The following is a 12,049-nucleotide window of genomic DNA, read 5'->3' as shown; positions in this document are numbered from 1 at the left end:
AGATCAATGTAGGAGCTGCCGAAGGCTGCGATCTTTTGCTTTCAAATCGGCGAAAAGTCGATAGAACTTCCAGCCCAGCGCCAGCCTCATAGCTAACAAGCCCCCCATTGTGGTCACGCCATGGACCTTGTTATTGCGCGTCCCGAAGGTCTTTATTGCCCTGCGGGTGATTTCTACATCGACCCCTGGCGCCCCGTCGAGCGCTCGGTGATCACCCATGCCCACGGTGATCACGCCCGCACCGGCAATCAGCATTACCTGTCTAGCAGCGCCAGCGAAGGGATTCTCCGCGCGCGTCTGGGTCAAGACATCAACCTGCAAACCCTCGACTATGGCCAACGCCTGACCCACCACGGCGTCACCCTCAGTTTCCACCCGGCCGGCCACGTGCTCGGTTCAGCACAAGTGCGCCTCGAATACGGTGGCGAAGTCTGGGTCGCGTCCGGCGATTACAAGATCGAACCGGACGGCACCTGCGCCCCCTTCGAACCGGTGCGCTGCCACACCTTCATCACCGAATCGACCTTCGGCCTGCCGATCTATCGCTGGCAGCCGCAAGCGCAGGTGTTCAGCGAAATCAATCAGTGGTGGTCAGCTAACATCGCCGCCGGCAAGGCCAGCGTGCTGTTCTGTTACTCGTTCGGCAAAGCCCAGCGAATCCTTCACGGCATCGACGAAAGCCTCGGCCCGATCCTCAGCCACGGCGCGGTCGAGCCGCTGAACCGCGTTTACCGCGAGGCCGGCGTATACCTGCCGCCGACGATCTACGCCGGCGACGTCAGCAAAAACGATCCGCTCATGCGCCAAGCCCTGGTCATCGCCCCGCCTTCTGCTGGCGGCAGTAGCTGGATGCGCCGTTTCGGTGATTTCAGCGACGCCTTCGCCAGCGGCTGGATGCGCTTGCGCGGCACCCGTCGGCGGCGTGGTGTCGATCGCGGTTTCGTTCTTTCCGATCACGCCGACTGGCCCGGCCTGTTGTGGGCGATCAATCAAACCGGCGCCGAACGCGTGATGGTCACCCACGGCTCAATCGGCGTGCTGGTGCGCCACTTGCGTGAGCAAGGCCTCGACGCGCAAGGCTTCAACACCGAATACGGCGATGACGAGGAAGACAACATCGCCGCCGAACCCACCGTCGCCGAGACTCCGACATGAAAGCCTTCGCCGAGTTGTACGCCGAGCTCGACGCGACCACTTCCAGCAACGCCAAACTGGCCGCGATGCAAGGCTACTTCGCCCAGGCTGCACCGCAAGACGCGGCGTGGGCGGTGTATTTTTTGTCCGGCGGACGGCCTCGGCAATTGGTGCCGGTGCGGATTCTGCGCGAGATTGCCGTGGAAATGTCGGGCCTCGAACCGTGGCTGTTCGAGGAAAGTTATCAGTCGGTCGGCGATCTGGCGGAAACCATTTCGCTGGTGCTCCCGGAAAATCCGCACAGCTCTGAAGCCGGCCTCGCCGAATGGATCGAAGAAAAGCTGCTGCCGCTGCGTGGTGAAACACCCGAGTTTTTGAGCAGGCAACTGCCAACGCTGTGGGCGCAACTCGATCGATCAAGCCTGATGCTGTGCATCAAACTGATCACCGGCAGCTTCCGCGTCGGCGTGTCGAAATTGCTCGTCACCCGCGCGCTGGCCTCAATGGCTGGCCTGGACAGCAAACGCGTAGCGCAGCGACTGGTGGGTTACACCGACCTGTCAAACCGCCCGAACGCCGCCAGTTACCTGAAACTGATCGCCCCAGAATCCGCCGACGAGCACGCCCAGCGCGGCGGCCAGCCCTACCCGTTTTTCCTCGCCCACGCGTTGTCGCAACCGGTTGAAGAATTTGAAGCGCTGATCGGCCCGGCGAGCAATTGGCAGATTGAATGGAAATGGGACGGCATCCGCGCGCAGGTGGTCAAACGCGACGGCAAATTGTGGGTGTGGTCGCGCGGCGAAGAATTGGTCACTGAACGTTTCCCCGAGCTGGATGTGCTGGTGCACGGCTTGCCCGACGGCACGGTGATCGACGGTGAAATCGTCGTGTGGAAAAGCACTCACCCGACCACCGAAGACGCCTTCGATCCGCAATCGACAGAGCCGCCAGCGGTGCAGCCGTTCGCCCTGCTGCAACAGCGCATCGGCCGCAAAACCCTCGACAAGAAAATCCTCGAAGAAGTGCCGGTGGTGGTGCTCGCCTACGACTTGCTCGAATGGCAGGGCGAAGACTGGCGCAACCAGCCGCAGGCCAAACGTCGCGCGCAACTTGAAGAGGTCATTGCAAGGTGTAACAGCCCGGTGTTGCTGCCCTCCCCCGTGCTGACCGGCAGCGACTGGTTCGACCTCGCCCGCCAGCGCGAAGCCTCTCGGCGACTGGGTGTGGAAGGCATGATGCTCAAGGCGCGAGATTCGCTGTACGGCGTCGGACGCACCAAGGACATGGGCGTTTGGTGGAAATGGAAGGTTGATCCGTTCAGCGTCGACGCGGTGTTGATTTATGCGCAGCGCGGGCACGGTCGGCGCGCCAGTTTGTACAGCGATTACACCTTTGCCGTGTGGGACGGCCCGCCGGAGTCGAGCCAGCGGGCGCTGGTGCCATTTGCCAAGGCGTATTCGGGGCTGACGGATGCGGAGATGCGTCAGGTCGACAGCATTGTGCGCAAGACCACGGTGGAGAAATTTGGGCCGGTGAGTAGCGTGAAACCGAGTCTGGTGTTTGAGTTGGGGTTTGAAGGGATCGCGTTGTCGCGGCGGCACAAGAGCGGGATCGCGGTGCGCTTCCCGAGGATGTTGCGCTGGCGGCAGGATAAAACCGTGGAAGAAGCAGATAGCCTCGCGACCTTGCAAGATCTGTTGGCCTGATTCATTGCCCGGTGACAACGCAAAACCCTGTGGCGAGGGGATTTATCCCCGATGGGCTGCGAAGCGGCCCCCTGCAATTCTCCCTGAATACCGTGCATTCAGGTTTTGCGACTGCTGCGCAGCCGATCGGGGATAAATCCCCTCGCCACAATAGCTTGTTGCCATGACGTCGAACCAGGTTGGTGCAGCGTTATTCATGTGCCCATTTCCGGGCATTCATTCGCCCTCATCCCTCCCCGCCCAACCTTTTAAAACACTTGTTCGGGACTATGGTTCGGAAATTGCTACTTTCTATAGGTCGTACGCGTTCCAGTAACAATAATTCTGCGCCACAAGCGCTCATATTGGTTCTTAGGGATTGAATAATGAAAAAAGCATTGCTGACCCTTTCTGCACTGGCGTTGTGCATGGCCGCTGGCTCCGCGCTGGCCAAGGAATACAAAGAGCTGCGCTTTGGCGTTGACCCTTCGTATGCACCGTTTGAGTCGAAAGCGGCCGACGGCAGCCTGGTGGGCTTCGACATCGACCTGGGCAACGCGATTTGCGCCGAACTGAAGGTCAAGTGCAAGTGGGTCGAAAGTGACTTCGACGGCATGATTCCGGGTCTCAAAGCCAACAAATTCGACGGTGTGATCTCGTCGATGACCGTGACCCCGGCCCGCGAGAAAGTCATCGACTTCTCCAGCGAGCTGTTCTCCGGCCCGACGGCTTATGTGTCGAAAAAAGGTTCGGGGATCACCGCCGACGTTGCATCGCTGAAGGGTAAAACCGTTGGCTACGAGCAAGGCACCATTCAGGAAGCCTACGCCAAAGCCGTGCTGGACAAGGCCGGCGTGAAAACCCAGGCCTATCAGAACCAGGATCAGGTGTACTCCGACCTGACGTCCGGCCGTCTCGACGCCGGTATCCAGGACATGCTGCAAGCCGAACTGGGTTTCCTGAAGTCGCCACAGGGCGCCGACTATGACGTCAGCAAGCCAGTCGACAACGAATTGCTGCCAGCCAAAACCGCTGTCGGTATTAAGAAAGGTAACACTGAGCTGAAGGCGCTTTTAGATAAAGGTATCAAAGCGTTACACGATGACGGCAAATACGCCGAGATTCAAAAGAAACACTTTGGCGATCTGAATCTGTACAGCGGCAAATAATGCCTCGGCGCCCATCTTCGATGGGCGCCTTTTCCATCCGCTCAGGTTGCTGATTTATGTTCGAAACCCTCCTGCAAAATCTGGGGCTCTCCGCCTTCAGCCTCAAGGGCTTTGGTCCTTTGCTGCTGGAAGGCACCTGGATGACCATCAAATTATCGGCGTTGTCGCTGCTGGTGGCCGTGTTGCTCGGCCTGCTCGGCGCCAGTGCCAAACTGTCAAAAATCAAACTGGTGCGCCTGCCCGCTCAGCTCTACACCACGCTGATTCGCGGGGTGCCGGATCTGGTGCTGATGCTGCTGATTTTCTACAGCCTGCAAACCTGGCTGACATCGCTGACCGACTACATGGAATGGGAATACATCGAGATCAACCCGTTCAGCGCCGGGGTGCTGACTCTGGGCTTCATTTATGGCGCGTATTTCACCGAGACTTTCCGAGGCGCGATTCTCGCGGTGCCGCGCGGTCAGGTTGAAGCTGCGACCGCCTATGGCCTCAAACGCGGTCAGCGCTTTCGCTACGTGGTGTTTCCGCAAATGATGCGCTTCGCCCTGCCGGGCATCGGCAACAACTGGATGGTCATGCTCAAAGCCACCGCGCTGGTGTCGATCATCGGCCTCGCCGACCTGGTCAAAGCCGCACAGGACGCCGGTAAAAGCACCTATCAACTGTTCTACTTTCTGGTACTCGCCGCGTTGATTTATCTGCTGATCACCAGTGCTTCGAACTTCATCCTGCGCTGGCTCGAACGCCGTTACGCCGCCGGTTCCCGGGAGGCCGTACGATGATCGAACTTCTGCAGGAATACTGGCGCGCCTTCCTTTATACCGACGGCCAGAACATCACCGGGCTGGCGATGACGATGTGGCTGCTCACGGCCTCAATCGTTATCGGTTTCCTTGTGTCGATTCCGTTGTCGATCGCGCGGGTGTCGCCGCACTTCTACATTCGCTGGCCGGTGCAGTTCTACACCTACCTGTTCCGGGGCACGCCGCTGTATATCCAGTTGCTGATTTGCTACACCGGGATCTACAGCCTCGCCGCCGTGCGTGCGCAGCCGATTCTCGACAGCTTCTTTCGCGACGCGATGAACTGCACGATCCTCGCTTTCGCCCTCAACACTTGCGCTTACACCACGGAGATTTTCGCCGGGGCGATCCGCAGCATGAACCACGGCGAAGTCGAAGCAGCCAAGGCCTATGGTCTGACTGGCTGGAAGTTGTATGCCTACGTGATCATGCCGTCGGCCTTACGCCGTTCGTTGCCTTACTACAGCAACGAAGTAATCCTTATGCTGCACTCGACCACGGTGGCTTTCACCGCGACCATCCCCGACATCCTGAAAGTCGCGCGGGACGCCAACTCGGCGACCTTTTTGACCTTTCAGTCGTTCGGCATCGCCGCGCTGATCTACCTGACCATTACCTTTGCGCTGGTCGGCCTGTTCCGCCTCGCCGAACGCCGATGGCTGGCCTTCCTCGGCCCGACTCACTAGGACCGGCCCCAGAAAAAAAGAGATGCCAATGCGCCACCTGATCCATGACTTGCTGGCCCCGCTGCCGGGGACTGCGCGACAGATTCACAGCTTCCACTTCGGCCCGGAGCAGGCCAAGGGCAAGGTTTACATTCAGTCTTCGCTGCACGCCGACGAACTGCCGGGCATGCTCGTCGCCTGGCACCTCAAGCAGCGACTGGCTGAGCTGGAAGCCGCCGGCCGCCTGCGCAGCCAGATCGTGCTGGTGCCGGTGGCCAACCCGGTCGGCCTCGAACAAGTGCTGATGGACGTGCCGCTGGGCCGTTATGAACTGGAGAGCGGGCAGAATTTCAACCGCTGGTTCGTCGACCTCAGTGAAGAGATCGGCAACGCCATCGAGGGCAAGCTCAGCGACGATCCGCAGCACAACCTCGAACTGATCCGCAGCCATCTGCGCGACGCCCTCGCCCGCCAGACCGCCACCACGCAACTGCAATCGCAGCGCCTGACCCTGCAACGCCTGGCCTGCGATGCGGACATGGTGCTGGACTTGCACTGCGATTTCGAATCGGTGGTGCACCTCTACACCACGCCCGAAGCGTGGCCGCAGGTCGAACCGCTGGCGCGCTACATCGAATCCCAGGCGAGCCTGTTGGCCACCGATTCCGGCGGCCAGTCGTTCGACGAATGCTTCACCCTGCTGTGGTGGCAACTGAAGGAACGCTTCGGCGAACACTTCGAGATTCCGCTCGGCAGTTTTTCGGTGACCGTCGAGTTGCGCGGTCAGGGTGACGTCAATCACCCGATGGCCAGCCGCGACTGCCAGGCGCTGATCGACTACTTGATTCAGTCCGATGCCATCGTTGGTGAAACCAAACCGCAACCGCCGCTGCCGTATCCCGCTACGCCACTGGCGGGTGTCGAACCGGTGACCACGCCGGTCGGTGGCTTGCTGGTGTACACGGCAGTGGCCGGCCAATACCTGGAAGCGGGGCAGCAGATCGCCGAAATCATCGACCCGATCCACGACCGCATCACTCCAATTCATAGCTCGACTGCCGGGCTGATGTACGCCCGCTCGCTGCGCCGCATGGCCACCGCGGGCATGGTCATCGCCCACGTGGCGGGCGCCGAAGCCTATCGCAGCGGCTACCTACTTTCGCCTTGAGGATGTCTGTCCCATGTACAAACTGACCGTTGAAGGCCTGCACAAAAGCTATGGCGACCATCAGGTGCTCAAAGGCGTTTCGCTCAAGGCCAAGACCGGCGACGTGATCAGCCTGATCGGCGCCAGCGGCTCGGGCAAAAGCACCTTTTTGCGCTGCATCAACTTTCTCGAACAACCCAACGACGGCGCCATGAGCCTCGATGGCCAGACCATCCGCATGGTCACCGACCGCCACGGCATGCACGTCGCCGACGCCGATGAACTGCAACGTTTGCGCACGCGACTGGCGATGGTGTTCCAGCATTTCAACCTGTGGAGCCACATGACCGTGCTGGAAAACATCACCATGGCCCCGCGCCGGGTGTTGGGTTGCAGCAAGCAGGAAGCCGATGATCGCGCGCGGCGTTATCTGGACAAGGTTGGCTTGCCGGCGCGGGTGGCGGATCAGTACCCGGCGTTTTTATCCGGCGGTCAGCAACAGCGCGTGGCGATTGCCCGGGCACTGGCGATGGAGCCTGAGGTGATGCTGTTTGATGAACCGACGTCGGCGCTTGACCCCGAGTTGGTGGGGGAAGTGTTGAAGGTTATTCAAGGTCTGGCCGAAGAAGGCCGCACCATGATCATGGTCACCCACGAGATGAGTTTCGCCCGCAAAGTCTCCAGCCAGGTGCTGTTCCTGCACCAAGGCCTGGTCGAAGAAGAAGGCGCCCCCGACGACGTGCTCGGCAACCCGAAAAGTGAACGCCTGAAACAATTCCTCAGCGGCAACCTCAAGTAACCCCGTACGCCGTCCCCCTGTGGGAGCGAGCCTGCTCGCGAAAGCGGTGTGTCAGTTAAGAAATTGTTGGCTGACACACCGTATTCGCGAGCAGGCTCGCTCCCACATTCGTTTTTCATCGTCTATAAAAATCAAACTTGTCCGCCCGCGCCGTGGTCTCTGGAAGAACCCCTCCAGAGCGCGCGCAGCCGGCATGGCGAAATCTCTCGACCTCGCAAAAATCTGGTTCAGCGCCCGCGACTGGAAGCCCTTCGCCTTTCAGAAACAGGTGTGGGCGGCCGTCAAAAACGGCGAATCCGGTCTGCTTCACGCCAGCACCGGCGCCGGTAAAACCTATGCAGTGTGGTTCGCCGCCCTCAATCGATTCGCCAAAACCCTTCCCGTCGATGCGCCGCCACGCAAACGCAAACAACCTGCCGAACCACTGACCGTGTTGTGGATCACGCCGATGCGCGCCCTCGCCGCCGACACCGCGCGCGCCCTGCAAACACCCGTCGATGAGCTGCAAATCCCGTGGAGCATCGGCCTGCGCACCGGTGATACCAGCAGCAGCGAACGTGCGCGGCAGGGTCGACGTTTGCCAACCACGCTGATCACCACGCCGGAAAGCCTGACCCTGCTACTGGCCCGTGCCGACGCACAGACTGCGCTCGCTTCACTAAAGATGATCGTCGTCGATGAATGGCACGAATTACTTGGCAACAAACGCGGCGTGCAGCTGCAACTGGCGCTCGCTCGTTTGCGCCGCTGGCAGCCTGATCTGATCGTCTGGGGGGTGTCCGCCACGCTCGGTAATCAATCCCACGCCGAACACGTGCTGATCCCACAGGGCGGCGGCGTGAGTATTCAGGGACAAAGCGAAAAAACGCTGAAGGTCGACACCCTGATCCCACCGTCCATTGAGCGTTTTCCGTGGGCCGGGCACATCGGTCTGAAGATGCTTGCGCAAGTCGTCGCCGAACTCGATGCCTGCGCCAGTACGCTGGTGTTCACCAACACCCGGGCGCAATCGGAAATCTGGTATCAGGCATTACTGGAAGCGCGGCCGGACTGGGCCGGACTGATTGCGTTGCACCACAGTTCACTGTCTCGCGACACCCGTGACTGGGTCGAAAAAGCCTTGAAGGATGGTTTGTTGAAAGCGGTGGTCTGCACGTCGAGTCTGGATCTCGGTGTGGATTTTTTACCGGTCGAACGCGTGCTGCAAATCGGCTCGGCCAAAGGCGTTGCGCGTTTGATGCAGCGTGCCGGACGCTCCGGTCACGCACCGGGACGCACCTCGCGGGTGACGCTGGTGCCGACCCACAGTCTTGAACTGATCGAAGCCGCTGCCGCGCGCGACGCCGTCGAACAACGGCGCATCGAACCGCGCCTGTCGCCACATCAATCGCTGGACGTGCTGGTACAGCATCTGGTCAGCATGGCGCTCGGTGGCGGATTTTTACCGGATGAGCTGTACGAAGAAGTCCGCACGGCGTGGGCTTATCGCGATCTGACGCCTGCGGATTGGGCGTGGGCGCTGGCTTTCGTACGGCATGGCGGGATGTCTCTGACAGCTTATCCGGATTATCGCCGGGTCGAACCGGATGAGCACGGTGTGTGGCGCGTGCCCGATGCGCGATTGGCGCGGCGGCATCGCATGAGCGTCGGCACCATTGTCAGCGATGCGAGCATCAACCTGAAATTCTGGAGCAAGGGCGGCGGTGGCAAGCAGCTCGGCAGCGTCGAAGAAGGCTTTATCGCCCGACTGAAACCCGGTGATGGTTTTCTGTTTGCCGGGCGTTTGCTGGAATTGGTGCGGGTGGAAAACATGACGGCGTACGTCAAACGCAGCACCGTGAAAAAAGCGGCGGTGCCACGCTGGAATGGCGGGCGGATGCCGCTCTCCAATGAACTCGCGCAAGCGGTGGTTGCACGGTTTAGTGCAGCCGCCGAAGGTGAGTTCGTCGGCCCGGAAATGCAGGCGCTGCGCCCGCTGCTTGAGACTCAGGCACGTTGGTCAGGCTTGCCGACGGTTAATAATCTGCTGGCGGAGGTACTGAAATCCCGCGAAGGCTGGCACCTTTTCCTCTACCCGTTCGCCGGGCGGCAGGTGCATCTGGGGCTGGCGAGCCTGTTGGCGTGGCGCGTCAGCCAGCGCCAACCGGTGACCTTTTCCATCGCGGTGAATGATTACGGGCTGGAGCTGCTCAGTGCCACGCCGGTGGATTGGTCGCAGCACCTCAATGCCGAGCTGCTCGACCCTGCGGATCTTTTGGCTGATGTGCTCGCCAGTCTCAATGCCGGCGAATTGGCCTTGCGCCGTTTCCGGGAAATCGCCCGAATCGCCGGTCTGGTATTCGCCGGCTATCCCGGCGCGCCGAAAAGTACCCGGCAGGTGCAGGCTTCCAGCGGATTGTTTTTTCAAGTGTTCAAACAATATGACGCCGACAACCTGTTGCTGGCCCAGGCCGGGGAAGAAGTCCTACGTGAAGAACTGGATATTCGTCGGTTGGAACATACATTGGAGCGGATCAACGGGATGAAACTCGATGTGCATCAAATCAAACGTCCTACGCCGCTCGGGTTCCCGCTGCTGGTGGAACGCATGCGCGAAAGCATGAGCTCGGAAAAACTCGCCGACCGAATCAGGCGCATGGTCGGTGATCTGGAGAAGTCTGCCGACAACGGTAAATCGTCATGAACGCGGCGTATCCCGTGCGTTTGGCCGGCGAGGAGTTGTGGTTACTTCCGGAAAAGGCGCTCTACTGGCCAGCACAAGAAGCGTTGTTGATCGCCGATGTGCATTTTGGCAAGGCAGCGGCCTATCGCAGCCTCGGACAACCGGTGCCCCAGGGAACGACGGCGAGCAACATTGCGGTGATTGACCGATTGTTGGCCGTGCTGCCGTGTCGGCAACTGATCTTTCTGGGGGATTTCCTGCACGGGCCGGGCTCGCACGCGGTGGGTACGCTGAATGCGCTGGCGCAATGGCGTGAGCGTCATGCGGATCTGCCGATGACGTTGATTCGCGGCAATCACGACAAACGCGCAGGGGATCCACCGGCGTCGCTGAACATTCGCGTGGTGCCGGAGCCGCTGCTCTTAGGGCCGTTTGCGCTTCAGCACGAGCCTGATCCGCACCCGGAGCGGCATGTATTGGCCGGCCACGTCCACCCGGTTTACCGGTTGTTTGGCAAAGGGCGGCAAAGTTTACGATTAGCCTGTTTCAGACTGGGCGAGCGAATCAGCCTGCTACCGGCATTCGGAGCGTTTACCGGCGGCTATCCGGTCGAAAAAGATGAGCAATGCCGAATCTTTGTCACCGGCGACAACGAAATCTGGCCCATCAACTGATCACACCCTGCCTTGTAGGAGCAGAGCTTGCTCGCGAAAGCGTTCGTCCATTTCACACAAATAAATCAGACAGATCGCTTCGCGAGCAAGCTCTGCTCCTACAAAAGGAGGTAATTAATCAGGCAACTGGCGCCGGTGGTGGCTCGTCCGGAAGCGTTGGCTCGCCCGGCTCGGTCGGTTGCTCATTGGGGGTATCTGGATCAGGCTGACCAGGAATTCCGCCGGCCATGTTGATAGGCGGGTGTGCCAACAAGGACCAGGCCAATACGCCAATCTGATTGGGCTCAAGCCTTGCCAGTTCGGCAGTGATATGCGGATCGATCTTCATAAAGCACTCCTCGGCGAAGGCCCGCATTTGCTGAAACAAAAACGGGCAGTACACCCCATAGAGTGTCTGCCCGCCAAAGAATTCCCGGCATCCGCCGGATGGACGAATCAGGTACGTGGCAGCGTTACGCCACGTTGGCCCTGATACTTGCCGCCGCGATCCTTGTAGGAAACTTCACATTCTTCATCGGATTCGAGGAAGAGCATCTGTGCCACGCCTTCGTTGGCGTAGATTTTCGCCGGCAGGTTGGTGGTATTGGAGAATTCCAGCGTCACGTGACCTTCCCACTCAGGCTCGAGCGGCGTCACGTTCACGATGATGCCGCAGCGTGCGTAGGTGCTTTTACCCAGGCAAATGGTCAATACGTTGCGCGGAATGCGGAAGTATTCAACGGTGCTGGCCAGGGCGAAGGAGTTCGGCGGAATAATGCAGACATCACTGTGGACGTCGACGAAGCTGCCCGGATCGAAGTTTTTCGGATCGACGATCGACGAGTTGATGTTGGTGAACACCTTGAAATGATTGGTGCAGCGCACATCGTAGCCGTAGCTCGAGACACCGTAGGAGATGACCCGGCTCTCGTCGCTGCCGCGCACCTGGCGCTCGACGAAAGGTTCGATCATGCCGTGTTCCTGCGCCATGCGGCGAATCCACTTGTCCGATTTGATGCTCATGGCGGGGTGTCCTGAATAGCGAGGTGGAAAAATTCTGTCCGGCATCTTACCGGGCGCGCCGCCCTCTTCAAAGTGCGCGCTGCAATTCTCGCCGAACACCCCGTATTTACGCGCGCTGGCGACGAACTGTCACACCGCTGGTCCCTAAATCTTAGAAACCTTCGCAAGAAGCATTGGCACGTTCCGGAAAAAGGGTTAAGGTGGCGCCACTGTGCTGCTTGTGTCACTGAGAATCTCTACACGATATGTTGAATTTCGATCCAACCATCTACAAGAATTTTTCCTGCTCTTTGCACTCAGTCTCGG

11 protein-coding genes are annotated in these 12,049 nt (G+C 59.8%); 9 read left to right on the top strand and 2 right to left on the bottom strand.

The genetic code is table 11. The features are described 5' to 3' along the window. Positions 1-120 precede the first annotated feature (120 nt). The 9 genes from ACIOMO_RS17400 to pdeM all read left to right on the top strand — a co-directional run bounded on the left by ACIOMO_RS17400 (position 121) and on the right by pdeM (position 10,741). A complete protein-coding gene (locus tag ACIOMO_RS17400) occupies positions 121-1,155 on the top strand; it encodes a ligase-associated DNA damage response exonuclease (RefSeq protein ID WP_212549559.1) in 1,035 nt (344 codons plus the stop codon). Then, positions 1,152-2,840 (top strand): ATP-dependent DNA ligase, encoded by a 1,689-nt coding sequence (locus ACIOMO_RS17395; RefSeq protein ID WP_401242348.1) that lies wholly within the window; start codon positions 1,152-1,154, stop codon positions 2,838-2,840. Before ACIOMO_RS17400 ends, ACIOMO_RS17395 begins: the two co-directional genes overlap by 4 nt. A 365-nt stretch (positions 2,841-3,205) precedes the next feature. Continuing rightward, positions 3,206-3,988, top strand: coding sequence for a transporter substrate-binding domain-containing protein (locus ACIOMO_RS17390; protein WP_008083900.1), 783 nt, complete (start codon positions 3,206-3,208; stop codon positions 3,986-3,988). Between the two features lie 56 nt (positions 3,989-4,044). Next, positions 4,045-4,773 carry an ABC transporter permease gene (locus tag ACIOMO_RS17385; protein WP_008083898.1) on the top strand — a complete coding sequence of 243 codons (729 nt, stop codon included), beginning with the start codon at positions 4,045-4,047 and terminating at the stop codon, positions 4,771-4,773. Then, positions 4,770-5,480, top strand: coding sequence for an ABC transporter permease (locus tag ACIOMO_RS17380; RefSeq protein ID WP_158832068.1), 711 nt, complete (start codon positions 4,770-4,772; stop codon positions 5,478-5,480). Before ACIOMO_RS17385 ends, ACIOMO_RS17380 begins: the two co-directional genes overlap by 4 nt. Before the next feature lie 28 nt (positions 5,481-5,508). After that, positions 5,509-6,627 (top strand): succinylglutamate desuccinylase/aspartoacylase family protein, encoded by a 1,119-nt coding sequence (locus tag ACIOMO_RS17375; RefSeq protein WP_212545300.1) that lies wholly within the window; start codon positions 5,509-5,511, stop codon positions 6,625-6,627. Positions 6,628-6,640: 13 nt separating this feature from the next. Continuing rightward, positions 6,641-7,405 (top strand): ABC transporter ATP-binding protein, encoded by a 765-nt coding sequence (locus ACIOMO_RS17370; protein ID WP_212549561.1) that lies wholly within the window; start codon positions 6,641-6,643, stop codon positions 7,403-7,405. Between the two features lie 193 nt (positions 7,406-7,598). Beyond that, a complete protein-coding gene (locus tag ACIOMO_RS17365) occupies positions 7,599-10,088 on the top strand; it encodes a ligase-associated DNA damage response DEXH box helicase (protein WP_401242342.1) in 2,490 nt (829 codons plus the stop codon). Next, complete coding sequence (gene pdeM, locus ACIOMO_RS17360; protein WP_400652494.1) at positions 10,085-10,741, top strand: ligase-associated DNA damage response endonuclease PdeM; 657 nt, start codon at positions 10,085-10,087, stop codon at positions 10,739-10,741. Before ACIOMO_RS17365 ends, pdeM begins: the two co-directional genes overlap by 4 nt. A gap of 118 nt (positions 10,742-10,859) precedes the next feature. On the opposite strand, the gene ACIOMO_RS17355 is transcribed toward pdeM, so the two are convergent. Both ACIOMO_RS17355 and dcd read right to left on the bottom strand, forming a co-directional pair. Beyond that, on the bottom strand, positions 10,860-11,069 hold the full coding sequence (locus ACIOMO_RS17355; protein WP_053117770.1) for a hypothetical protein: 210 nt from the start codon (positions 11,067-11,069) through the stop codon (positions 10,860-10,862). Positions 11,070-11,176: 107 nt separating this feature from the next. Next, positions 11,177-11,743, bottom strand: a complete 567-nt coding sequence (gene dcd / locus ACIOMO_RS17350; RefSeq protein WP_053117768.1) for a dCTP deaminase — start codon at positions 11,741-11,743, stop codon at positions 11,177-11,179. Positions 11,744-12,049 lie beyond the last annotated feature (306 nt).

It is taken from the genome of Pseudomonas sp. NPDC087804 (genome assembly GCF_044742965.1).
In the GTDB taxonomy this organism is placed as follows: domain Bacteria; phylum Pseudomonadota; class Gammaproteobacteria; order Pseudomonadales; family Pseudomonadaceae; genus Aquipseudomonas; species Aquipseudomonas rustica.
Note: the sequence above shows the minus strand (reverse complement) of the source record. Positions and strands in the feature narration are given on the sequence as shown.